Consider the following 23145-nt stretch of genomic DNA (forward strand, 5'->3'; position numbering starts at 1 on the left):
TTGTAAATGAAATACGGACTATTTATTGCTCAGCCAGGAGGCGTGACATGACAAATGAACAGCAAGCGTTAGCGGAAATGCCTATCTGGCTGGTGATCGTATTGGCGGTGATCGGCGGGGTCTCAGGTGAAATGTGGCGCGCCGATAAAGAGGGCGCACGTGGCTGGTCGCTGATCCGCCGTCTGGCCCTGCGTTCCGGGGCATGCATGGTCTGCGGGGTGTCGGCCTTGATGCTGTGCTACGCCGCCGGCATGTCGATCTGGACCGCCGGCGCCATTGGTTGCCTGACCGCCATGGCCGGTGCCGACGTGGCCATCGGCCTTTATGAGCGATGGGCGGCCAAGCGCATCGGGATCAACCAAGGCTCCGGCCAGGACCCGCACTAATCGTTGCAAGGACGCGACTTAAAATGACGTTTATCGAAAAGCCATCCCAACTGCCCCAAGCCATCGGCGCGGCGCTGCATGCGGCCTTCCCGGACATCAAGGTTGGCAGTCACCAGGACTTTCAAGGCGATGCTGAACAAACCGGCGTAATGGTTACGGTCGAAGGCAATGGCCCGGGCATTCGCTCCCGTGAAGGGCGCAAGGCCCACGTTCTGGCCATTTCACTCAGGGCCATGGTCGCCCCCGGTGCATTGCCGTTCGATGCCTGCGACCTGGCCAGCCAACTGATGGACCTGGTGCTGGATAACCGTTGGAACCTACCCCAGGCACAGTGCGATTTGCCGGCGAATATCGTCGCTGCGCCCGCTGTGCGCACTTCCGTGCAAACGGACTACGACACCTGGACGGTTTCCTTCACGCAAACCCTCTATCTGGGGCCGGCGTTACTCGACGATCCCACAGGCCAACCGCTATTTGCCTGCACCTGGGACGTCTCCAACATCGACGACCCGGCTCACTACAAGCCACTGGTGGAGTAGCCCATGTTCGACGCGCTGTTACGCATGCAATTGGGACCGATCGTCGAACGCCTGGCCGAGATGGAGTCCCAGCTCGAGGACCTCTACCGCCGCGCCGAGAGCTTTTGTCGGATCGGCATTTGCCAGCAGGTCGATGCGGCCAGCAACACCTGCAAGGTCAGCCACGGTGACCTGCTCACCCCGGCGATCCGCTTTTTCAACCCCAGTGCCGGTGCACAAACCGAAACCCGCATTCCCACGGTGGGTGAGCAATGCCTGCTGCTCAACTACGGCGGGGGGGAGGGTGGTGTGCAATCCGTGGCCCTGTTCGGCCTTAACAGTGATCGCTTCCCGCCGGTCTCCAGCGTGGCGACGCTGACCCGGCGCCGACATCAAGACGGCACCCAAAGCGACTACGACGACGCCAGCCACACCTTCAACTGGGTCAACGGCCCGACCACGTTCAGCGGTTCCCGCGAACAGGTTGACGTCAAAGTCGGCGCCACCAGCCTGACCCTCAGCGCCCAGGGCATCACCCTGCAAGTCGGCGGTACCAGCCTGTTGCTGGATGCCGGCGGCGCGCACTTCAGCGGCCCGGTGGTGGACCATCAAGGACGCGTCATCAGCCCCCGATAAGGACATCCCATGCTTGGAATCGATAGGAACACCGGGGCGGCCGTCGACGACTGGCTGCAATTTGTGCAGCGCGCCACCCGAGCGCTGACCACCCCCATCGGAACGCGGCAAAAGCGCCCGTTGTACGGCTCGCTGATCCCACAGTTGCTCGGCCAGAACCTCGGCGACGACCTGTTGATCCTCGCCCAGAGCCACGCCGCGCAGGCCTTCTACAACACCCACAACGGTATCGGCGACTTCGACCCTCAGGTCATCGTCGCCACTCGCCAAGGCGCCGGCCTGCTGTTGCGGTTTGCCGGCACCTGGAAAAACCGCCAACAATCCTTCGAGGTCGTGACATGAGCATGCTGATCCCCGGCCAGAACCAACTGGCGGAACCGGCCATCATTAAGGTCGATGAGTTCGAACCGTTGCTGGCCGAATTCAAAGCGTTTGTCATCGACTATGTCGCCACCCGCGCGCCGCAAAGCGCAGCCAAACTCCAGGTCAGCCTCGACAACGAAAGCGAACTGCTGACCCTGGCCCTGGAAGCCTTTTGCGTGCGTCTGCAAACCCATGAGCGCAAATACAACGCCCGCATCAAGCAGATGCTGGCGTGGTGGGCCACCGGCAGCAACCTCGATGCGCGCCTGGCCGATATGGGCCTGGAACGCCAAGTACTCGACCCAGGCGACCCGGCCGCGTTCCCGCCGGTGCCGCCCACCTTGGAAAGCGACGACGACGCCCGCCTGCGCTACTACCTGGCACCCCACGCCCCAGCGGCGGGCTCGCGCATGCAGTATCGCCGCGAAGTGTTCACCTTGGGCGAGCGCCCAGCAGTGAAAGTACAAAGCGCGACACCCGGTGTGGTCACGGTCACCTACACCTTCGACCCCGACGGCTACGCGGCCCAGGTCAAGGACGGCAACGCTCGCCGCACCGCACCGGGTGAAGTCATGGTCACCGTGCTTTCCAGGGAAGGCGACGGCACGCCATCTATCGACTTGCTTGACGGCGTACGTCGACATTTCGCACGGCCAGATGTAAGGCCGGAAACCGATCTAGTCAGCGTCCAAGGCGCGCAGATTCAACCCTATAAAATTCGTGTGGTGGCCAAGATCAACGCCGGCCCGGACTCGGGGCTGACCCAAGTGGCGGCGCAGAAACTGCTGCAAGACTACGCAGAGTCCTGCCACCGCCTGGAAGGGCGGGTGGACCCCAGCTGGATCGACTACGCCATCCACAGTGCCGGCGCTGCGCAACTGCACATCCTCGAACCGCTGGCGCCGATTGTCAGTACCGCGTTCCAGGCCCCGTATTGCACGGGCGTCGAGGTGGAGGTGCGCACGCTATGAGTGAACCCAAAGCGAGTTTGCTGCCCGCCAACAGCTCACCGCTGGAAAAGGCCCTGGACCTGGGCTTCGGCAGATTGCTTGAGCGCGTCACCCCGCCGTTTCCGGCGCTGATGAACCCGCTGTACACGCCCAGCGAATTCCTGCCTTACCTGGCCGCCGACCGCGGCGTCAGCGAATGGGATGCCGAGGCCAGCGAAGCGGAAAAGCGCCTGACCGTAGCCTTGTCCTGGCAGATCCAGCGCCAGGCCGGCACACCCAAGGCGCTGAGCCACGCGGTGGAGTCATTGGGCTTCACGCCCAATATCAGCGCCTGGTACCAGCAACGTCCGCTCGGCGTGCCTTACACCTTCGACGTGCAGGCGATCATCGGGCGCAGTTGGTCCAGCGGCGACCACAACCGGCTGATCCGCCGCATCAACGCGGCAAAAAGTGAGCGCGATCAGGCGACGATCACCATCGTGCATGAGACCGAAGGCCAGCTCGCGCTCACGCAAGTGCTCGACGCGCCTTTAAGCGACGGCGAGTTCTATCTGAACGGCGCGTTGCCGGAATTGGCGCTGGTGGCTCGGCTCAACAGTGCCGGGGTTACCCAGCACTACACCATTAACGATTACGACCTCAGGGCGCAGCCATGACAGATGAAATCACGCGCCTGGTGCGCTTCACCTCCAAAGGTTTGGATGAAGTGCTGCAGGCAAAGAACCAGGGCCTCAAAGGCGAAATCACCCACATCGGCGCCGGCACCGGCCGCTACAACCCCGACGGCAGCGAAGTGGCCTTGCGTGACGAGCGCCAACGGGTGGCCATCGTTGATTACGAAGACCTGGGCGAGCGCCAACTCAGGATGGCCGCGCTGTTTGATGGCGACGGCGAGTATGAGATTGGCGAGTTCGGGTTTTACCTCGCCAGTGGGACCTTGCTGGCGGTGTATTCCGTGGCGGGGAAGTTGCTGACGTATAAAGCAGCAGCGGCGCGGGTGCTGCAGAAGTTTACGCTGGATGTTTCGCCGTTGCCGGCGGATAGCGTGACGATTGTGGTGGGGAGTGAGAACTTGAATCTGTTGTTGGCGGAGGAGATCGCGATTATGGCCGCGGCTTCGGTTGGCAATATGTCCCGCCACGTTGATTTGATGTTTCGGCTTATGCATCTTGAAGCGAAGTAGTAGCACTGACAAAAGTGCTGGAAAGATTAACTGACAGGGAGTTGATGATGGGACTTGAAACGACTATCACGAAGGTTGTGGATGCATGTAACAAGCTTACGGAGACGGTTACCAACCAAATTGGGAAGATTGATGCGCGGGTAGAGGCCGCTTCGAGTCAGTTTACTGCTTGGCGTAATAGTGTGCAGGCTAAGGATATTAATGGTCGTGCGCTTTATAAACAGGATATTGACCTCACTGGATTGTCCACCGAGGTGTTTTATCCTGTTTGGTGGACTATGCCTGGTAACGAGGCGGGTGAAACAGAAATTACCGTCTCGCGGGTATTTTATCGAGACAGTGACAAAGCACCCTTCGGTGAGGGGATTTATCACATCGCTGGCTTGAACTTGCAACTCGAGGGCGTCGGGTATATATGGAACGGTGATGCTAACTTCCTAGCTATCAAGCGCATCTCCCAGACTTACCGTGAAACGGTGAGAGGTGTTTCGTTTGGCATGGTTTGTACAGCACGTGCCGTTACTGGGCTCAAGCCCATGTACTTGGGTTTGGTCGCTGGACAACTAACGAATGCTCCGCAGTTTTCTGGGATGTACCTGAGGGGTGGGCTGAGCTATACCATCACCAAAACATTTGATTATCCTGTTAATTACAGCAAGTTAGACACTGAAGTGACTATGAAGGATGACGTTAACGCCGATTGGGAAGTTCGTTGGGCGGTGAAACCTTATTCCTTGGCTCAGGCAGAGGTTGCGCTCGGTAAAACCCTCGAAGAGAAGCGTTTGGCTTATTCCCACGATAACGACATTCGCTATACCGCCAAGGTTTAAGGAGTGATCAAATGACTTTGTTTATCGAAAAGTTGGTAACCCCTGCGGGCGACTCGTTGATCAACGTACCCGCCAGCCCGCAGACCCTCAAAGGTCTGGGCTTTAGCGATGAGGCCGCTCAGACGCTGATCGAGAACGCCACGGCCGCAGCCGCGCTCGCTAGCACTATTGCTGCCCGCCGCTCTGCCTATGTCAGCGAAGCTGACCCGATGTACCTCGAATGGCAATTCGACGGTACGGCTGAGAAGGAAAAAGAATGGCGAGCCAAAGTAGCTGAAATCAAGGCGCGCTACCCCTTGCCAGAAGATAAGTAACCCCCACCGCGAAAGCGTTTTTTTTTCGCCTCCCCCAAGCCCCTCCCCGCAGGGGCTTTTTGCATTTTCCCACCCGGAGATTTCCACCCATGCCCACCCGCCAAACCTACACCGTCCTCATCCCATTCCCCATCGGCAACGGCCATTGGTCCACCGCCGGCGAGGAACTGGAACTGCTCGACGTCGAAGCATCCGCCCTGCGCACCGCCGGCCGTCTGGAACTGACCAGCGTCCTCAACTCCACCCCCAAGAAGGCTGAATAACCATGGCAGAAGTCCTGAACTTCGAGCACAACGGCATCACTGTGAATGCCACTGAATCCCCCGAGGCCATGGGTGGCCTTGGCGATAACGTCATTGGCCTGGTCGGCACTGCGCCGAATGCCCATGCGTCGATCCCGAAAAACGCGCCGTTTCGCATCAACAGCTTCACCACCCAGGCGCTGCTGGACCCTACCGGCACCGAGTCGGGCACCTTGTTCCAGGCGGTGTACCAGATCCTCAAAGTGGTCAAGGTGCCGGTCTATGTGGTCATCGTCGAAGAAGGCGCCACCCCGGCCGACACGATCAACAATGTGATCGGCGGCAACGACCCGGTCACCGGTCGCAAGCTGGGCCTGGCTGCCCTGAGCAGCGTCCCTGAAGACCTGACCATCATCGGCGCTCCAGGCTTCACGGGCACCAAAGCCGTAGCCGGTGAGTTCGCCTCGTTCGGTAAACGCATCAAGGCCCGTGTGGTGCTCGATGGCAAGGACGCTTCCGTCGCCGACCAAGTGACCTACAGCGGCGAACTCGGCGGTGCCGACCTGGGCTTCGACCGTTGCCTGCTGGTACACAACATGCCGTCGGTGTACTCCAAGGCCGCGAAGAAGAATGTGTTCCTGTCGCCATCCTCGCTGGCCATCGCCGCACTGGCCAAGGTCAAGCAGTGGGAAAGCCCGGGTAATCAGGTGACCTTCGCCGAGGACGTTTCCCGCGTGGTCGAGTACAACATCCTCGACACCTCCACCGAAGGCGACCTGCTCAACCGCTACGGCGTGAGCTACTACGCCCGCACCATCCTCGGCGGTTTCTCGCTGCTGGGTAACCGCTCCATCACCGGCAAGTTCATCAGCTACGTCGGCCTGGAAGATGCCATCAGCCGCAAGCTGGTCAAGGCCGGCCAGAAAGCCATGGCCAAGAACCTCACCAAGTCCTTCATGGACCAGGAGGTCAAGCGCATCAATGACTGGCTGCAAACCCTGGTGGCCGACGAAACCATTCCCGGCGGCAGCGTGTACCTGCACCCGGAGCTGAACAGCGTCGAGAAGTACAAGAATGGCACCTGGTTCATCGTCATCGACTACGGCCGCTACGCGCCGAACGAACACATGGTTTATCAACTCAACGCCCGCGATGAAATCATCGAGCAGTTCCTGGAGGACGTTCTCTAATGTTTACCAACCGAGTCAGACAGGCCATTGCGGCCACCCTTCAAGGCCTGCCGTTGTCGGCAACCGTCGATTCCTTTACGCCGCCGAAAATCGAGTTCGAGATGGACCCGATGACCGGTGGGCGCTTCATCGCCGAGGAGGTCGCCAAAAGCGCCAAGGTGCTGAATGCAACCCTGGTACTGCAAGGTGTTGGCGCCCAAGTCCTGCTGGCGCTTGGCGTCACCCAGGGTGACGACATCCTGTTGAACGTGCGTGAAGCCGGTCAGGATCAGGACGGCAAGACCTATTTCACCTACCACACCGTGGGCGGCAAGCTGAAGTCCCTGGCCGAGACAGCGCTGACGATGAACGCCAAGCCAGTCACCACTCTGGAACTGTCCTGCCGTACCTACAACCGTCTGGAAAATGGCATTCCTGTGATCGACATCGACGTACGCACTCAGAAGTTCGTGCTCAACGGCGTCGACATTCTGGGCGATGCCCGCCGCGCCGTGCTGATGCCTTAAGGGCCGGCGCAATCTGAAGCGAGCACGGTCAAGGTGGGAGCTGGCTTGCCTGCGATGCAGGCGACTCGGTCTCCCTGGAGCATCGAGTGGATGCCATCGCAGGCAAGCCAGCTCCCACAGGGGCCGTGCTCAGGTTTAGATTTTTCGCACTTTTCAACACCGCTCAACAAGGAATTCCCCATGGCCTGGATGCCTCCGTTGCACGTCCTGCTGTCCCCGATTACCGCCGACACCGGCGCGACGATCGAGCAGGTTCAACTCAAACCGTTGTTCTACGCCGCGCAAAAAGACGCGCTGGCCCGGGCCGGTGACGACGAGGACGACCAGTTCTTTGAACTGGCGAAACTCGCCACCGGCCTGTCGGAAAAAGAGCTCGACCAACTCAAGCGCCCGGACTACGTGAGCATTGCGCAGTACGTACACGAAATGTCGACCCGACCTGCATCGTTTTTTCTCGCGCAAACCGATAGCCCGCGCGAGTCGTTGACGTGCGAACAGGTTGCCCTGCTGCTGCCGCTGGACGCGAGCGGTCGCACTCTCACCAGCGTCACCCTGGAAATGCCCGCCTTGCGCGCTACCAAGGTGATGAAAAAACTCGCCACTAACAAAGACCGGGCCGAGTTTATCACCGCTCACTGCACCGGCCTGATGATTCCCGATCTTGCCGGCCTGACCGTGCCCGACTGGACCGAACTGCAGGAGCGCATTGACGATTTTTTAAACAAACCGGCGGACTTCTTTCGGAACGCGACATCGAAGTGATCCTCGATGTAGTGCCGCTGGTTTACTCGGTAAGCGAAGCGGAAATCCTCGACTGGGAAGCCGGCAAAGCAATGCGCCGCTACGACATCGCAATCAGTCGTCTTGGCGTTAAACAGGAGTAGAGCGCAATGGCAGACGGTAATCATGGAGCGGGGTCAGCCATTGCCAAGGAAGGCGTGATGACTCAGGGCTCACTTGCAATGGCAGGGGCACAAGCCAGCCTCAAGCCTATGGCGCAAACTCTGGCGAGCCCGCTGGAGGCACCGGGGAGTACGGCGAATTTGGCATTGGCATTGGCCGATGCCAGCTTGCAGATCAAGCATCTGGCGGACGGGCAGGTACGGTTGGTCGATACGCTGGAGCTGTTCAACGTCTCGTTGCTCAAGGTGATGGACGCCCGGCAAGCTCAAACTGCCGGGAACGCAGAGGGTACGAAGACCGTCGCGGCTACAGACAAGCGCACACCCTCGCAGGCGCTGGACGCCGCGATGACCGATATTGATCAACTGTTGATGTTTGCCCGGCATGAGCGCAAGGCATTGCGTGAAGCCAACCTTGCCATGGCGTCCGAGCCGGTGGTGGCTGCCAGTGGTGCCAGTGCCGTCGACCTCGCGAAGGTCGAGTATGCCGCCGCCCGTTCCGGTATCGGCAGTGATCGTAAGGACGCTTCGGGCAATATCGACCCCGTTGGGCGCCGGACAGACCTGCAGCAGTTCGCTCGCGACGCTGCGATCATGGCGACGGCGTTCAAGATCGACGTCAAAAATGCCGGCGAACTCATGGGCGGCTGGCGCGAGTCAATGCACCTTGATCGCGCACAAGCCTTGGACCTTGCCGACGCAACAAACGTGCTGGGCACTCAGGTATCGCTCAAGGCCGAATCGGCGGATATCGGCGCTATTGTGCAACTCCAGGGCGCTGCCGCGAAGGCTGCGGGCATGAGCCCCGAACAGGCAGCAGCGCTTTCGGCGGCATTATTGAGCGCAGGTAACAGCAAGGCTGTTGCTGGTGCCGGGCTGGAAAAAATCAGCGCCGTCCTGGCTAAAGGCGACAACGCCTCTGCAGGGCAACGCAGTGCCTGGGCAGAGCTCAAGCTTGATCCAAAAGTACTCGCGGCGGGCATGAAACAGGACGCCCCACAGGCCGTGCTTACGGTGCTGGAGGCGCTCAAGTCGCAACCCGCTGAAAGGCAGGCGGTGCTGGCGACGCAGTTGTTCGACGGCAACCAGACGATTCTGAGCCTGGTACCGGTGATCGACAGCGTGAAACAGGCCTTTTCGCTGGTCGCAGAAAAATCCACCTACGCCACTTCGACGCTGGGCGACCAAGGTTCGGTGCTGCGTTCGGCCGCGGTTCGTGCGGACTCTACTTACGCACGTCGGCAAGCCTACGAGGCCAGTACCACACGCTTGAGCACCGCCTCTGATACAGCGTTGGCCCCCGTTGTGGATACCTCGCTGACCGCAAGGAACGGCCTGGTCAGTGGCGTGGCTTGGCTCGCGGAAGGCCTGCCCAAGGCTGCCGCAGCCGTCACCCTGGCGGGGGCGGTGCTGATCCCGGTGGTTTCCGGTGTTTTCGGTGCCGTGAAGGACAAGATTTTCGAAAAGGTCGCAGGGAAAGTGCTCGGAGAGGGACCGGCAGCAGGGAATAAAACCACACCGCCGGACAGCCAGCGCAAAGCCCCGGGCAATGACGAGCACAACGGTAATCGCCCGTCTGCTTCCGGCCCTGGCATCTCTGGCAAAGCGGCGAAGGTGAGCACGCTGGCCAAAGGGGGGGGCCTGGGTTTGGTGGTGGCCCAGGCCGGTGTCGAGATGACGCGAGGCGCGATGACCGGAAACCTGGGTCAAGCGGTTGGCACCAGCGTGGGCTCTATCGGCGGCGGTGTTGCCGGCGGTGTCGTTGGTGATGTGGCGGGGATGGCGATTGGTCGTGCGGTCGGCACGCTGGCGGGAGCTGTTATCGGTTCGGTCGTTCCGGGTGCCGGCACAGTGTTGGGCGGTGTGATGGGCGGCGTCGCCGGGGGCGCAATCGGTAAGGTAGTCGGTGGTGCCGTGGGCACTTTCGTGGGCAGCGACGTCGGTGCGTGGCTGGCTGAAAAAGTGATGGGGACGGGTGATCGCCTGCCATCCCCCACAGAGGTCAGCAAAAACCTCAACGCCCCTCAAGCCGACAACCGCCAAATCAACTTCGCCCCGCAAATCACCATCACCGCGCCTGAGCAAGCCAGCCATCAACAACTGGCGGCGCTCGTGGTGCAACAGATCGAAGCGCAATTTACCCCGCTGTCGATGGACAACCTGCTGGCGACCCGACGCGGCGCAGCACTCACCGATGGAGCTGTGTGATGCGACAACAGATGGTCTTGGGTACTTTTATTTTCGGGCTGTCCCGTGGATTCGCCTACGACACGCTTGATCGTGGTAGCAGCGGGGGCTGGGTCAGTCTCGACATCATTGCCGGCAAACCTAAATCCAGCCAGGTCGGCCAGGGGCTCGAAACGCTGGCATTGGGCGGCAAGGCTGCGCGCGCCAAGGGCATGGCGCGCCTGGATGAATTGCGCGCCCTGCAGGCCCTGCGGACGCCGTTGCCTTTGGTGGACGGATTAGGGCGTAACTGGGGGCTATGGACCATCAAGTCGATCAGTGAAAAACAAACCAGCGTGATCGACGACGGTACGGCCATGGTGATCAATTGGTCGTTGGTACTGGAGGAGTTCGTCAATGCGTAGGGTTCGAAGTATTGCCGGCGACTCGGTGAACCTGTTGCTCTACCGCCAACTGGGGCGCAGTGATGATGCCGCAGAAGAGGCGTTGTGGCGCTTGAATCCGGAGTTGGCCGAACAGGGCGCAGTACTGCCTGCGGGCGTCAGTGTGCTGGTGCCCGAATTGGATGCGCAACCGGTCGCAAGTCGACCGGTTTCCGCCTGGGATTAAGGAGCCATTATGGCACTCGGTTTTACACCTGTAGTGGAGCTTTACGGAACCAATGCCGCGCTATTTAACGAGCGGCTATTGGAATGGGAACACACCGACGCAGCGGGGTTTGTATCTGATCAACTGAAGTTGACCCTCGATATCGAGGGGCTTGAAGGGCTGCCCGATCTGGGCGGCAAAATTGGCCTGCGTATCGGCTACCTGGAATCGGGCCTGGTGGATAAGGGCGTGTTCAAGATCACCCAGCGCACGCCCTCGATGTTCCCATTGCGACTGGTGCTGGTGGCCACGGCGGCACCGTTCGACGAGCACGAATTCAAACAGCGCCGCACCGCCAGCCATGGGCCGATAACCCTGGGTGCGCTGTTTCGTCAACTGACCACTCGGTACGGTTTTTCACCGCGTGTGGCGCCTGAACTCGACGGTGAGCCCATCGCACACATCGATCAGACCAATGAAAGCGACATGGCTTTTCTCACGCGCTTGGCCAAGCGCTTCGATGCGGTGGCCAAGCCTGTCGATGAGCTGTATGTACTGGGGCGTAAAGGCCAGATCAAGACACTGTCGGGCAAGGCAATGCCGGATGTGCGGTTGTCGATTACTCATGACAATCGTCCAGGCGAGCGTGCGTTCATCAGCGCCAGTTTCACCGACACCAGCCGTGCCAAATACAACGGCGCGCAAACCTCATGGTGGGATGCCGCAGGCGGCAAACAGCATGTCGTCCAGGTGGGCGTCGCTCCCTTCAAAGTGGTGACACAGCGATACCAGAGCGAGGACGAAGCGCGCTCAGCGGCGCAGGGAGAGATGCGCCGCGTGGGGCGTGAAGGGTTGCAGATTGATGTGGTCTGCCCTGGCAATCCTTCGTTGGCTGCTGAAGGCCTGTTGCTGCTGGATGAGTCGTGGCCGGGGTTCATGCAAGGGCGCTGGTCGATTAAAACGGTGAAATCCAGGGGCGAACGCAAAGGTGGCTATCGGAGTACGGTCCAGGCCAGCGGTTTGTCGGTGTAGAGGCTTCCTTAGAGTAAAACCCATGGTCATCACACATGCTCAGCTTCTGGGTGTCATGCCTGGAGCCCGCCTTCGCGCGGGCTTTTTTTTAACCTTTCTAAATGCGGCCTTCGCTGCACACCAGATCAATACGGCCCGTCGCGTTGCCGCCTTCCTCGCCCAAGTTGGCCACGAGTCTGCCCAGTTGCAGTACGTGCGCGAATTGGGCAGTGATCAATACCTGAGCAAGTACGACACTGGCAGCTTGGCCGCGCGGTTGGGCAACACCCCCGAAGCGGACGGAGATGGGCAAATGTATCGGGGCAGGGGGCTGATCCAGATCACCGGGCGCCGCAATTACATGGCATGCAGCCAAGCGCTGTTCGGTGACGATCGCTTGCTTGGACAACCGCAGTTGCTGGAGCAGCCACAATGGGCCTGCGAATCCGCCGCCTGGTTCTGGCAAAGCAACGGTCTCAACGAGCTCGCCGACAAAGACCAGTTCACCACCATCACCCGCCGCATCAATGGCGGCCTCAATGGCCTGGACGACCGTTTGCAGTTGTGGGCGCGGGCGAAGGCAGTGCTATGCGTTTCCTAGGTGCGTTTCGCTCGGTCGGTGTGTGCCGGCGCATGGTGCATGTGTGGCAGGTGCAGGCCGTCGCGCATTAGCCTCTTGATGCACTCTGTATCTTGCATGGCCGATAGGCTCCTGTAGGGTAGGCGAACCCCCGCCCATTCCTGGAGACGACCGTGAAGGAAATCACTCAACTGGCTGCCGAACTGGGGCGCCGTTTGCAGGTGCTCAGTGCCCACGTCACCACTGCCGAGTCCTGTACCGGCGGCGGTATTGCCGAAGCCATCACGCGGATCCCGGGCAGTTCGGCCTGGTTCGAGGCGGGCTATGTCACCTATTCCAACCGACAGAAGACCCGACAGTTGAATGTGCCGGAAAAGCTGTTTGCCAAAGTCGGGGCCGTCAGCCAGGAAGTGGTGGAGGCGATGGCCCGCGGTGCGCAGGAAAAAAGCCTGGCCCGATTTGCCGTGGCGGTCAGCGGTGTCGCGGGCCCCGATGGCGGCTCGCCGGACAAGCCGGTGGGCACCGTTTGGTTGGCCTTTGCCGTGGGCGACGAAATTACGGCCGAGCTTGCGCACTTCCCCGGCAACCGCGACGAGGTCCGCCGACAAACGGTGAAAGCCGCGCTGGAGGGCTTGTTGCGACGAGCTGCAGCAGAAATAGACAATCAGGGGTAGGCGATCACCGATCTTTGTGGAACAATACTGTCTACTTATACAGGTGTTGGCCGTCAGGCCTTATTGATTACGTGAGGACTTTAATGGACGACAACAAGAAGAAAGCCTTGGCTGCGGCCCTGGGTCAGATCGAACGTCAATTCGGCAAGGGTGCCGTAATGCGTATGGGCGATCACGACCGTCAGGCGATCCCGGCTATTTCCACTGGCTCTCTGGGTCTGGACATCGCGCTCGGCATTGGCGGCCTGCCAAAAGGCCGTATCGTTGAAATCTACGGTCCTGAATCTTCCGGTAAAACCACCCTGACCCTGTCGGTGATTGCCCAGGCGCAGAAAATGGGCGCCACCTGTGCGTTCGTCGACGCCGAGCACGCCCTGGATCCTGAATACGCCGGTAAGCTGGGCGTCAACGTTGATGACCTGCTGGTTTCCCAGCCAGACACCGGCGAGCAAGCCCTGGAAATCACCGACATGCTGGTGCGCTCCAACGCCATCGACGTGATCGTGGTCGACTCCGTGGCTGCCCTGGTGCCCAAGGCTGAAATCGAAGGCGAAATGGGCGACATGCACGTGGGCCTGCAAGCCCGCCTGATGTCCCAGGCGCTGCGTAAAATCACCGGTAACATCAAGAACGCCAATTGCCTGGTGATCTTCATCAACCAGATCCGTATGAAGATCGGCGTAATGTTCGGCAGCCCGGAAACCACCACTGGTGGTAACGCGCTGAAGTTCTACGCTTCGGTCCGTCTGGATATCCGCCGTACCGGCGCGGTGAAGGAAGGCGACGAGGTTGTTGGTAGCGAAACCCGCGTCAAGGTTGTGAAGAACAAGGTGGCGCCGCCATTCCGTCAGGCTGAGTTCCAGATTCTCTACGGTAAGGGTATTTACCTGAACGGCGAGATGATCGACCTGGGCGTGCTGCACGGTTTCGTCGAGAAGTCCGGTGCCTGGTATGCCTACAACGGCAGCAAGATCGGTCAGGGCAAGGCCAACTCGGCCAAGTTCCTGGCGGACAACCCGGATATCGCTGCCACGCTTGAGAAGCAGATCCGCGACAAGCTGCTGACTGCCGCGCCAGATGTAAAAGCGGCTGCCAACCGTGAGCCGGTTGAAGAAGTGGAAGAAGCCGACACTGACATCTGAAGCAAACGATGACTGTTGTACTAGATACACTCGTCGCCGTTCGGCGCACCGCGATGGACCTGCTCGCTCGCCGCGAGCATGGTCGAGTCGAGCTGACACGTAAGCTGCGTCAGCGCGGTGCAGAGCCTGAGATGATCGAAACAGCCCTCGACCGGTTGACGGAAGAAGGGCTGTTGTCGGAAGCCCGTTACCTTGAAAGCTTTGTGTCTTACCGAGCGCGCTCCGGTTACGGCCCTGCGCGGATTCGTGAAGAGCTGAGCCAACGTGGCCTGCAACGTGCCGATATCGACCTCGCGCTACGTGAGTGCGGTATCAGTTGGCAGTCGCAGTTGGAGGAAACCTGGCGCCGCAAGTTTGCGGGCCACCTTCCAATTGATGCCAGGGAGCGTGCCAAGCAAGGTCGTTTCTTGAGTTATCGCGGGTTTTCGATGGACATGATCAGCCGCTTATTGAGCGGTCGGGGTATGGACGACTGAACACCAAAAAACAAAAGGCCCACTATGAAAATAGTGGGCCTTTTTTTTCGCCTGTAAAAAATCACGCTGTCTCTGGCGTCATCCGTTGCTGCGCCTTGCCCTGAGCCTGCGCCCAGTTCTCCGGCAGGTTGATGTAATCCACCAACTCCCGCAGCCGCCCCTGATCGCGACCGTTGAAATTGAACACCAGGCGCGTCAAATGGCTGAACCTCGGTTCGTCATGGTCTTCGCCCGTGTAGGCGAGTTGCTGGAACTCGCCGCTGAGCCGCAGGCTGGCAAACGCTTGTTGCATATGGGCCAGGGCGCGCTCACTCAGGGGATGATTCATGCGCACCACAAACTCACGCTTAAGCCAGCGGGTGGAGTGGAAGTTGGCGTAGAACTGGTTGATTTCGTCCACGGCCTCTTCGGCGCTGTAGACCAGGCGGACCAGTTTGAGGTCGGTGGGCAGGATATAGCGATTGGCTTCCAACTGGCTGCGGATGAAGTCCAGGGCGCCTTGCCAGAACCCACCGCCCGGCGCATCCAGTAGCACTACCGGCACCAGCGGGCTTTTGCCGGTCTGGATCAGGGTCAGCACTTCCAATGCCTCGTCGAGGGTGCCGAAACCGCCAGGGCACAACACCAGCGCGTCGGCTTCTTTGACGAAGAACAGCTTACGGGTGAAGAAAAAGTGGAATGACAGCAGGTTGTCGGTGCCATCAATGGTCGGGTTGGCGTGCTGTTCAAAGGGCAGGGTGATATTGAACCCCAGGCTGTGCTCCAGGCCCGCGCCTTCGTGGGCAGCAGCCATGATGCCGCCACCGCCACCGGTGATGACCATCAGGTCGGAACGTGCCAACGCCGCACCCACTTCTCGGGCTAGCGCATACAGGGGGCTTTCCACTGGTGTACGCGCCGAGCCGAATACCGTGACTTTGCGCCGGCCCTTGAATTGTTCGAGAACGCGAAAGGCATGGTCCAGTTCACGGATGGCGCGCAGGGTGATCTTGGCGTTCCAGCGGTCACGGTCGTCCTGGGCCATGCGCAGGACGGTGAGGATCATGTCTCGATAAAGAGGGATATTTGGGCTGTTGGGGGCGATCAACTGAATTTGTGCGTCGACCTGCTGAGTGAGGTCGGTCCCGTTTTCTTCAAAATGACGAAGCAGCAAATCATCTGATTCATAAGGCATTCAATTTCTCCTTCTTTACAGGGCCTGGGTAGTCGACGAAAACGTCGCCTGGGCCACGACACTGCTTGTGTCGCGGCATGCCGCAGGAGGGCAGGCCTTTTTTGCCCTGAAAATATGACAGAACAGCATTAAAAGCTGTGGTGGGCGGGCATCTGGGATGAACTGATCATGGGCCGAAAAACCCTTGGCTGGCAACCGCTTATTGGTGGCTCATTACGCAGTTTAGTCGTTGGTGGCAAACGCAGAGCAAGCGTGCGCGCCGCCGGGAAGCAGCGCGGGAGGGTCAAGCAGAGGTTACTTTTTCTTCTTCGCTGGCGCCGGGCAATCGGACTCTGCGAACTTGACCGAAGCCACCGGGCGATTGGTCTTGTTCTCGGTGATTTCATAGCGCATCACTGCGCCCTTGGCCATCAGCTCGCGATAGCCTGGGTTGGTGCACACACTGCGGCCCAGCTGGAAATACACAGCCTTGGGGTTGGCGCGCATTTGTTCGGCACGGTCAGGCAGCACGCTGAGGTGATCGATCAACTGCATGCCTTCAACGGTGTAGGCGACTTCCAGGGTTTTTTCATCGATTTCCCGGGGCAGGTCTTTGTTGCTTTCAGCCGCGACGCTTTGCAGCTTCTTGTTCATTTGAGCCTCCAGCAGCGAGGCCGCATGGGCGCCCATAGGCAAGGCCAGCGCAAGGGCGACGGATGGGGCAACAAGGCGCAGCATGGAACGCAGCATGAAACTCTCCTGATTCGGTTACTGGTGCATAGACCAGCCACTGGGCTGTGCGTTCAGTGGCGCGCAATTATAGGTGAGCCCTTGCCACTACAGCCAGGCGTATCGCTGGTAAACTGCGGGACTTCTGTTTTTCACGAGTTTGTTCCGTGTCGATTTCCTTTTCTTCGCCGCGTGCCCGATGAGCCACGCCGTCTCCCGTTTGCGTACCCAGCGTCTGGCGCGTGCCGTCAGGCCGTTTCTCAATCGGGGTTCGCGTGCTGAGCGCTGTCCCGGCTGTCGGGTCATTCCTGAATACTGCCTATGTGCCTGGCGGCCGCAGGTAGAAGCCAAGTCCGCCATGTGCCTGTTGATGCATGACGTAGAGCCGATGAAACCCAGCAACACGGGCTGGCTGATCGCCGATGTCATACACGACACCACCGCCTTCGCCTGGTCGCGCACCGAAGTCGACCCCGAGCTGCTCAGGTTGCTGGCCGACCCGCAGTGGCAGCCGTACATCGTATTCCCCGGTGAATTTGTGGCGCCGCAACGGGTGATCAGTGAAGTGTGCGTGGAGGTGGGCAAGCGCCCGCTGTTCATTCTGCTGGACGGTACCTGGAGCGAAGCGCGCAAGATGTTTCGCAAAAGCCCCTACCTGGAACATTTACCCGTGCTGAGCCTGGCGCCCGAGCAGCTGTCGCGTTACAAGCTACGGCGCTCCAAGCGCGATGACCATTTCTGCACCGCCGAGGTGGCGGCACTGTGCCTGGAGCTGGCCGATGATTTGGCCGCCAGCGAAGTGCTGGATGCCTACCTTGATGTGTTCAGCACCCATTACCTGGCTGCCAAGTTCCAGTTGCCACTGGATGCGGCGGACACCGTGCATACCCGCCTTGCACCCTACATCCCAGCGGGATAACCAGACGACGTTTGCATGATGGCACTGTAAGCCCGCAACCCGCTAAAATCCCCACGGGCGTAGTGCTTGACCCTCCAGGCTACGCTGGGCATGCTGTGCGCCGATTGGGTGCAACCGTGAATTATCGACGTCGTTTCAGGTGTTTTTGACGTTGAACGGGCCCTGTGGCGATCGCTGCCTGGCCGTCGCCTCGTGTATTGGTGAACCCTGAACCCATCAGGGCTCCCATAAAAAACAGGATCATTTAACCAATGGCCACATACGAAATCCTGATTGCCGATGACCACCCGCTGTTTCGCAGCGCACTGCATCAGGCCGTAACCTTGGGCCTTGGCCCCGATGTACGTCTGGTCGAAGTGGCCAGCATTGCCGAACTGGAAGCCCGCCTCACCGAAAAATCCGACTGGGACCTGGTGTTGCTCGACCTGAACATGCCGGGCGCCTACGGTTTCTCCGGGTTGGTGCTGCTGCGTGGGCAATACCCGCAAATACCGGTGGTGATGGTCTCGGCCCAGGAAGAAGCCGATGTGGTGGTGCGCTCCAAAGAGTTTGGCGCCAGCGGTTTCATTCCCAAGTCCAGCGCGATGGAAGATATCCAGAAAGCCGTGCGTACGGTGTTGGACGGCGATGTGTCCTGGCCACCCCAGGCGTTTGAAGAAATCAATGTGTCCGATGAAGCCAAGGCCGCCCGCGATGGCCTGGCCAGCTTGACGCCCCAGCAGTTCCGGGTATTGACCATGGTTTGCGAAGGGTTGTTGAACAAGCAGATTGCCTACGAGTTGAGTGTGTCCGAAGCGACCATCAAGGCCCACGTTACGGCGATTTTCCGTAAGCTGGGCGTGCGTACGCGCACCCAGGCGGCGTTGCTGTTGCAGCAACTTGAGTCGATCTCGCAACATTAAGTTACAGCCGCTTCACGCTTTTTTGACTTTGCGTGATCTAGCTTCCCCACTTCTTTGGTTCAGTTGCCTACATCTATGTCGCCTTTCAAGGGTCAAACCGGTATCAAACGTATCTTCAACGCAGGGGGCTATTCCCTGGATGGTCTGCGTGCAGCTTTCACTGGCGAGGCGGCATTCCGCCAGTTGGTGTTGCTGAACGTCATCCTGATCCCCCTGAGCTTTTTCCTGCAGGTCAGCAGGGTTGAACGGGCGTTGCTGATTGCAGTGTGCCTGTTGGCGCTGATCGTCGAATTGCTCAACTCAGCGGTAGAGGCGGCCATTGATCGTATTTCCCTGGACCGTCACCCGCTGTCCAAGAACGCCAAGGACATGGGCAGCGCCGCGCAATTCGTGGCACTGACCATGATCACCCTGGTATGGGCCGTGATCCTTATCTAAGGATCACGCGATACTCGGCAGCACGATCTCGTCGCTGCGCTGCACCCCAGCGGTGAAGGCGCGGCACAGTTCGAGAAACTCGCGCATCGCCGAGGTCTGGTACTTCTGTTTGTGCCAGATGAAGTAGAACTGCCGCGCCAGGTCCAGGTCCGGGGTTTCTACCGGCACCAGGCTGCCACGGCGGAACGCATCGCGCAGCGCCAGCCGCGAAATGCAGCCAATGCCCAAGCCCGACTCCACAGCCCGCTTGATCGCCTCAGTGTGCTCCAACTCCAGGCGGATATTGAGTGCGCTGCGGTGATGACGCATGGCCTGGTCGAAGGTCAGGCGCGTGCCCGAGCCTTGTTCCCGCAGGATCCACGCTTCGTGGGTCAATTCGTCCATGGTGGCCACGCCGCGCTTGGCCAAATGATGCTGGGGGGCGCAGAACACCACCAGCTCATCTTCTACCCAGGTTTGCACCTCGATATCGGGGTGGCTGCAGTCGCCTTCAATTAGACCCAGGTCAATTTCGTAGTGCGCCACCTGGTGCACGATATGCGCAGTGTTCTGCACATGCAGCTTTACCTGGCTCTCGGGGTGTTGCTGCATGAAGCTGCCAATCAACAGTGTCGCCAGGTAATTGCCGATGGTCAGCGTGGCGCCGACCGCCAGGGAGCCGAAGCCGGACTTGCCGTTGAGCAGGTCTTCGATCTCCTTGGCCTGGTCCAGCAATGCCACCGCCTGGGGCAATAGCTGATGACCAAGGGCGTTGAGGCTCAGGCGTTTGCCGGCGCGGTCGAATAATTGACAGCTGGATTGACGCTCCAGCTCGGTAATCGAGGTGCTGGCGGCGGATTGAGATAAGGCCAGAAGGCCAGCAGCGCGCGAGACGCTTTCCTGCTGGGCGACGGCGACGAAAACTTGCAGTTGACGGAGAGTAAATCGCATATCGATATAACCGATAACCCTTATCTTAATAATCCAGTTAACAGATATTGTCGCCGCCATTAGAATGCTGTGCAATTGCGCATCCTTACCTTTGGCGCAGACCCATTTCCAGGAGTCCCCCGTACATGAGCAACATGAACCACGAGCGTGTCCTCAGTGTTCATCACTGGAACGACACTCTGTTCAGCTTCAAGTGCACCCGCGATCCGGGCCTGCGCTTCGAGAACGGTCAGTTCGTGATGATCGGCCTGCAACAGCCCAACGGCCGCCCGCTCATGCGCGCTTACTCCATTGCCAGCCCGAACTGGGAAGAGCATCTGGAGTTCTTCAGCATCAAGGTGCCCGATGGCCCGCTGACTTCCCAGTTGCAGCATCTGAAGGAAGGCGACGAGATCATCATCAGCAAAAAACCGACAGGCACCCTGGTGCTTGACGATTTGAAGCCGGGCAAGCATTTGTACCTGCTCAGCACCGGTACTGGCCTCGCCCCATTCATGAGCGTGATCCAGGACCCAGAGACCTACGAGCGTTTCGAAAAAGTCATCCTGTGCCACGGCGTGCGCTACGTCAACGAAGTCGCCTACCGCGAATTCATCACCGAGCACCTGCCGCAGAACGAGTTCTTCGGTGAGGCCCTGCGTGACAAGTTGATCTACTACCCGACCGTGACCCGCGAACCGTTCGAGAACGAAGGCCGCCTGACCGACCTGATGCGCAGTGGCAAGCTGTTCAGCGACATCGGCCTGCCACCCATCAACCCCGAGGACGACCGCGCCATGCTGTGCGGCAGCCCAAGCATGTTGGACGAGACCAGCGAGGTGTTGAACAGCTTCGGCCTGAAGGTTTCGCCACGGATGCGTGAGCCGGGTGACTACCTGATTGAGCGCGCGTTCGTCGAAAAGTAACCTCGGCTCACTTGTAGGAGCGAGGGGACGCCTAGTTCTTGCTCGCGAAGGGCGCCAACGATAACGCTGGCATCTTGACTGAACGCGGTGCCTGCTCGTTTTTCGCGAGCAAGCTCGCTCCTACAGTTGAATGCGTTTGCAAAGAAAAGCCCGCGTTGCCTGTGAAGGCAGCGCGGGCTTTTGCGTTTCTGCGATTTACTGCGCCGGAACCACTTCCAGCACACAAATCATCCCCGGCTCCGGGTAGTGCCAGCGCACATCCACGTCCCAGAAGCGCACACCGTATTCACGCTCAGGGCCGGGCGTTTGGTAGGCCGGTCGCGGATCTTGCGCCAGGCACTGATCAATCAACTCTACCAACGGTTCACCAAGGCGTTGGGCGTGACCTTGCGCCTGTTGCAGTGCAGCCTTGAGCCATTGCACGCCGATCAGCGCGGGCGCATCGCTGGCGATGTGGTTGGTGGCCGCATCAACGCTATCGGCATACGGCACATACGGTTTGATATCCAGCACCGGCGTGCCATCGAGCAAATCTATGCCGGAAATCCACAGCCGCCCCGGCTCCACCTTGTCCAGTTTCACCACCGACTGGCCGATGCCATTGGGACGATGGGTCGCACGGGTAGCAAACACACCCATGGACGTATTGCCGCCCAGGCGTGGCGGGCGCACTTTCAGGCGTGGTTTGTCTTCCAGGGCCTGATGAAACAGAAACAGCAGCCACACATGGCTGACCTGTTCCAGCCCCTGCACCGCCTCGCCCTGGTCGAACGGCGCCACCAGCTCCAGCACGCCACGGGCAGCCGGTGCCAGTTGCGGTTGGCGCGGGATGGCGAACTTCTCCTTGAAGCAGGAGCGTACGAAGCCGATGGGCGAGACTTGGTAACTCATGGCTTAGGCACGGACCCGCAAGGTCAGGCCTTTGAGGAAGTTACGCAGCAACTGATCGCCACAGGTGCGGTAGTTGGTATGACCAAACTTGCGAAACAGCGCGCTCAGCTCTGGCTTGGACACCGGGAACTCCGCTGCCTTGAGGATGGCATGCATGTCGTCTTCCTTCAGTTCGAAGGCCACGCGCAGCTTTTTCAGGATGATGTTGTTGGTCACCGGGGTTTCGATCGGCTGTGGTGGACGGCTTTCGTCCTTGCCGCGCTTGAAAATCACCAGGCCATCAAGGAAGTGGGCCATGACGTCATCCGGGCAGAACACGAAGCCTTCTTCCTCGTCTTTCTTGAGGTAGGTCAGCAGATCGTCCTTGGTCACGTCCATGCCGCCGAGCTTGATGATCTCGACCATCTTGTTGTCGCTGATGTCGAGCATGTAGCGCACGCTGCGCAGTACGTCGTTGTGAATCATGGTGGGCAATCCTGGTATTCAACGGATGACACCGCCGGAATCAGGCGGTGTCGGGAAAAGGGGAACGGCTTAAAACTTCTCTTTGCCGGACAGGTAACGCCATTGACCCACCGGCACCTTGCCGATGGACACACCGCCGATGCGAATGCGGCGGATGGCGATGACTTTCAGGCCAACCGCTTCGCAGAACAGCGCGATGACGCCGGGTTGCGGGTTTTTCATCGCAAAGCGCAGGCGGTTTTCGTTCTGCCAGCTGGCTTTGACGGCAGGCAGCTCTTTGCCTTTGTAGGTCAGGCCGTGGTTCAGGCGGTTGAGGCCGTGGGCAACCATGTCGCCTTCGACTTCCACCACGTATTCCTGCTCGATCTTGGCGGCATCGGCGGTCAACTTGCGCAGAATCTTCCAGTCCTGGGTGAACACCAGCAAGCCACTGGCCTTGGCTTGCAGGTCGGCGCTGGCGCTCAGGCGCAGGAAGTGGCCCTTGAGCGGACGCTTGCCGAAGCGGTGTTCTTCAGAGAGGGTATCGGCGCTGATCGAGGCCATGGCGGTTTCAGCATCCACGCCTGCGGGGGCGTGCAGCAGGATGGTCACCGGCTCTGGCGCGGTGGCTTTAGCTTCCGGGTCCAGCTCGACTTTCTCGTCAGTGACCTTGAACTGCGGCTCGTCGATCACTTCGCCGTCCACCGAGACCCAGCCGCCTTCGATAAACAGCTCAGCCTCCCGACGGGAGCAACCGACCAGTTCGATAAGGCGTTTGGAGAGGCGTATGGGGTCAGTCATGACAAGGGCCGTAACAAAAGGGGGCCACTATTGTACCTGCCTGGCGCCGGTTAATCCCGGCTCCATTTCAGCGCATGTGCCTTAACAATTATTAACTGACATGCCACGGGTCAAATGTGGGAGCTGGCTTGGCTGCGAAGGCGGCCTGGCAGTCTACCCATCGGGCGCTGGTATATGGCCATCGCAGCAGAGGTATCTACACAACTTCGGCACAACGCTAAACCTGTGGCGAGGGAGCTTGCTCCCGTGACGACCTCACAGCCAACACCCATCTACCTGGCACCCCGCGATCAAACTGTGGGAGCTGGCTTGCCTGCGAAGGCGGCCTAACAGTCAACACCGTTGGACCGGGTAG

Annotated in this window: 32 protein-coding genes; 26 read left to right on the plus strand and 6 right to left on the minus strand. The window is 59.8% G+C overall.

Features of this window, described 5'->3' with window-relative positions; genetic code table 11:
* Window positions 1–47 precede the first annotated feature (47 nt).
* The 22 genes from A7K61_RS08145 (at window position 48) to recX (ending at window position 14678) form a co-directional block, all read left to right on the plus strand.
* Entirely contained in the window at window positions 48–386 is a 339-nt protein-coding gene (locus tag A7K61_RS08145) for a phage holin family protein (RefSeq protein ID WP_003189007.1), read from the plus strand.
* 23 nt (window positions 387–409) lie between these two features.
* Window positions 410–925, plus strand: coding sequence for a hypothetical protein (locus tag A7K61_RS08150; protein ID WP_069557383.1), 516 nt, complete (start codon window positions 410–412; stop codon window positions 923–925).
* Window positions 926–928: 3 nt separating this feature from the next.
* Window positions 929–1540: a phage baseplate assembly protein V gene (locus A7K61_RS08155; protein WP_047712705.1), complete on the plus strand. Its 612-nt coding sequence runs from the start codon at window positions 929–931 to the stop codon at window positions 1538–1540.
* 9 nt (window positions 1541–1549) lie between these two features.
* On the plus strand, window positions 1550–1882 hold the full coding sequence (locus tag A7K61_RS08160; protein ID WP_044272184.1) for a phage baseplate protein: 333 nt from the start codon (window positions 1550–1552) through the stop codon (window positions 1880–1882).
* Entirely contained in the window at window positions 1879–2874 is a 996-nt protein-coding gene (locus A7K61_RS08165; RefSeq protein ID WP_047712706.1) for a baseplate J/gp47 family protein, read from the plus strand. The genes A7K61_RS08160 and A7K61_RS08165 overlap by 4 nt, the downstream gene beginning before the upstream one ends.
* Window positions 2871–3509, plus strand: a complete 639-nt coding sequence (locus A7K61_RS08170) for a phage tail protein I (protein ID WP_069557384.1) — start codon at window positions 2871–2873, stop codon at window positions 3507–3509. Before A7K61_RS08165 ends, A7K61_RS08170 begins: the two co-directional genes overlap by 4 nt.
* Window positions 3506–4036, plus strand: coding sequence for a phage tail protein (locus tag A7K61_RS08175; protein ID WP_069557385.1), 531 nt, complete (start codon window positions 3506–3508; stop codon window positions 4034–4036). Before A7K61_RS08170 ends, A7K61_RS08175 begins: the two co-directional genes overlap by 4 nt.
* 47 nt (window positions 4037–4083) lie before the next feature.
* Window positions 4084–4866 carry a phage tail protein gene (locus A7K61_RS08180; protein ID WP_069557386.1) on the plus strand — a complete coding sequence of 261 codons (783 nt, stop codon included), beginning with the start codon at window positions 4084–4086 and terminating at the stop codon, window positions 4864–4866.
* Between the two features lie 11 nt (window positions 4867–4877).
* The gene (locus A7K61_RS08185) at window positions 4878–5180 is read left to right on the plus strand and encodes a hypothetical protein (RefSeq protein ID WP_083263063.1); all 303 of its coding nucleotides are present in this window, start codon (window positions 4878–4880) and stop codon (window positions 5178–5180) included.
* An 89-nt stretch (window positions 5181–5269) separates the two neighbouring features.
* Window positions 5270–5443, plus strand: coding sequence for a hypothetical protein (locus A7K61_RS33110; RefSeq protein ID WP_003189022.1), 174 nt, complete (start codon window positions 5270–5272; stop codon window positions 5441–5443).
* 2 nt (window positions 5444–5445) lie between these two features.
* Window positions 5446–6612, plus strand: coding sequence for a tail protein (locus tag A7K61_RS08190; protein WP_032877508.1), 1167 nt, complete (start codon window positions 5446–5448; stop codon window positions 6610–6612).
* Complete coding sequence (locus A7K61_RS08195; RefSeq protein ID WP_044272192.1) at window positions 6612–7118, plus strand: phage major tail tube protein; 507 nt, start codon at window positions 6612–6614, stop codon at window positions 7116–7118. Before A7K61_RS08190 ends, A7K61_RS08195 begins: the two co-directional genes overlap by 1 nt.
* A gap of 180 nt (window positions 7119–7298) precedes the next feature.
* Window positions 7299–7880, plus strand: coding sequence for a phage tail assembly protein (locus A7K61_RS08200; protein ID WP_069557387.1), 582 nt, complete (start codon window positions 7299–7301; stop codon window positions 7878–7880).
* Window positions 7877–8002: a hypothetical protein gene (locus A7K61_RS33600; RefSeq protein ID WP_020301160.1), complete on the plus strand. Its 126-nt coding sequence runs from the start codon at window positions 7877–7879 to the stop codon at window positions 8000–8002. The genes A7K61_RS08200 and A7K61_RS33600 overlap by 4 nt, the downstream gene beginning before the upstream one ends.
* A 6-nt stretch (window positions 8003–8008) precedes the next feature.
* The gene (locus A7K61_RS08205; protein ID WP_069557388.1) at window positions 8009–10228 is read left to right on the plus strand and encodes a phage tail tape measure protein; all 2220 of its coding nucleotides are present in this window, start codon (window positions 8009–8011) and stop codon (window positions 10226–10228) included.
* Window positions 10228–10611, plus strand: coding sequence for a phage tail protein (locus tag A7K61_RS08210; protein WP_044272198.1), 384 nt, complete (start codon window positions 10228–10230; stop codon window positions 10609–10611). The genes A7K61_RS08205 and A7K61_RS08210 overlap by 1 nt, the downstream gene beginning before the upstream one ends.
* Window positions 10604–10816 (plus strand): tail protein X, encoded by a 213-nt coding sequence (locus A7K61_RS08215; RefSeq protein ID WP_044272200.1) that lies wholly within the window; start codon window positions 10604–10606, stop codon window positions 10814–10816. Before A7K61_RS08210 ends, A7K61_RS08215 begins: the two co-directional genes overlap by 8 nt.
* A 9-nt stretch (window positions 10817–10825) precedes the next feature.
* Window positions 10826–11827: a contractile injection system protein, VgrG/Pvc8 family gene (locus A7K61_RS08220; RefSeq protein WP_044272202.1), complete on the plus strand. Its 1002-nt coding sequence runs from the start codon at window positions 10826–10828 to the stop codon at window positions 11825–11827.
* Between the two features lie 22 nt (window positions 11828–11849).
* The gene (locus tag A7K61_RS08225) at window positions 11850–12407 is read left to right on the plus strand and encodes a glycoside hydrolase family 19 protein (protein WP_044272204.1); all 558 of its coding nucleotides are present in this window, start codon (window positions 11850–11852) and stop codon (window positions 12405–12407) included.
* Window positions 12408–12559: 152 nt separating this feature from the next.
* Complete coding sequence (locus A7K61_RS08230) at window positions 12560–13060, plus strand: CinA family protein (RefSeq protein ID WP_003189041.1); 501 nt, start codon at window positions 12560–12562, stop codon at window positions 13058–13060.
* 83 nt (window positions 13061–13143) lie between these two features.
* Window positions 13144–14202, plus strand: a complete 1059-nt coding sequence (recA, locus tag A7K61_RS08235; protein ID WP_003189042.1) for a recombinase RecA — start codon at window positions 13144–13146, stop codon at window positions 14200–14202.
* Between the two features lie 8 nt (window positions 14203–14210).
* Window positions 14211–14678, plus strand: coding sequence for a recombination regulator RecX (recX, locus tag A7K61_RS08240; RefSeq protein WP_044272206.1), 468 nt, complete (start codon window positions 14211–14213; stop codon window positions 14676–14678).
* Window positions 14679–14739: 61 nt separating this feature from the next.
* Here the strand turns inward: recX and A7K61_RS08245 are convergent, their stop codons facing one another.
* Entirely contained in the window at window positions 14740–15852 is a 1113-nt protein-coding gene (locus A7K61_RS08245) for a TIGR00730 family Rossman fold protein (RefSeq protein WP_047712713.1), read from the minus strand.
* Between the two features lie 294 nt (window positions 15853–16146).
* Window positions 16147–16581 (minus strand): PA3611 family quorum-sensing-regulated virulence factor, encoded by a 435-nt coding sequence (locus A7K61_RS08250; protein ID WP_044272210.1) that lies wholly within the window; start codon window positions 16579–16581, stop codon window positions 16147–16149.
* Window positions 16582–16759: 178 nt separating this feature from the next.
* Here A7K61_RS08250 and A7K61_RS08255 point away from each other — a divergent pair, with 178 nt between their 5' ends.
* The 3 genes from A7K61_RS08255 (at window position 16760) to A7K61_RS08265 (ending at window position 18819) form a co-directional block, all read left to right on the plus strand.
* The gene (locus A7K61_RS08255) at window positions 16760–17479 is read left to right on the plus strand and encodes a tRNA-uridine aminocarboxypropyltransferase (protein ID WP_069557389.1); all 720 of its coding nucleotides are present in this window, start codon (window positions 16760–16762) and stop codon (window positions 17477–17479) included.
* 251 nt (window positions 17480–17730) lie between these two features.
* Window positions 17731–18381: a response regulator transcription factor ErdR gene (erdR, locus tag A7K61_RS08260; RefSeq protein WP_003189050.1), complete on the plus strand. Its 651-nt coding sequence runs from the start codon at window positions 17731–17733 to the stop codon at window positions 18379–18381.
* 75 nt (window positions 18382–18456) lie between these two features.
* On the plus strand, window positions 18457–18819 hold the full coding sequence (locus tag A7K61_RS08265) for a diacylglycerol kinase (protein ID WP_003189051.1): 363 nt from the start codon (window positions 18457–18459) through the stop codon (window positions 18817–18819).
* Window positions 18820–18822: 3 nt separating this feature from the next.
* On the opposite strand, the gene A7K61_RS08270 is transcribed toward A7K61_RS08265, so the two are convergent.
* Complete coding sequence (locus tag A7K61_RS08270) at window positions 18823–19749, minus strand: LysR family transcriptional regulator (protein ID WP_003189054.1); 927 nt, start codon at window positions 19747–19749, stop codon at window positions 18823–18825.
* A 125-nt stretch (window positions 19750–19874) separates the two neighbouring features.
* Between A7K61_RS08270 and fpr the strand changes: the two genes are divergently transcribed.
* The gene (gene fpr / locus A7K61_RS08275) at window positions 19875–20654 is read left to right on the plus strand and encodes a ferredoxin-NADP reductase (protein WP_003189055.1); all 780 of its coding nucleotides are present in this window, start codon (window positions 19875–19877) and stop codon (window positions 20652–20654) included.
* Window positions 20655–20849: 195 nt separating this feature from the next.
* On the opposite strand, the gene tsaA is transcribed toward fpr, so the two are convergent.
* From tsaA to A7K61_RS08290, 3 genes are all read right to left on the minus strand, one after another.
* The gene (gene tsaA, locus A7K61_RS08280; protein ID WP_047712715.1) at window positions 20850–21545 is read right to left on the minus strand and encodes a tRNA (N6-threonylcarbamoyladenosine(37)-N6)-methyltransferase TrmO; all 696 of its coding nucleotides are present in this window, start codon (window positions 21543–21545) and stop codon (window positions 20850–20852) included.
* Between the two features lie 3 nt (window positions 21546–21548).
* Window positions 21549–22010, minus strand: coding sequence for a DUF1456 family protein (locus A7K61_RS08285; RefSeq protein ID WP_017529765.1), 462 nt, complete (start codon window positions 22008–22010; stop codon window positions 21549–21551).
* 69 nt (window positions 22011–22079) lie between these two features.
* Window positions 22080–22790: an rRNA pseudouridine synthase gene (locus A7K61_RS08290; RefSeq protein ID WP_003189059.1), complete on the minus strand. Its 711-nt coding sequence runs from the start codon at window positions 22788–22790 to the stop codon at window positions 22080–22082.
* Window positions 22791–23145: the final 355 nt, after the last annotated feature.

Source organism: Pseudomonas sp. AP42 (genome assembly GCF_001728935.1).
Classification (GTDB): domain Bacteria; phylum Pseudomonadota; class Gammaproteobacteria; order Pseudomonadales; family Pseudomonadaceae; genus Aquipseudomonas; species Aquipseudomonas lactis.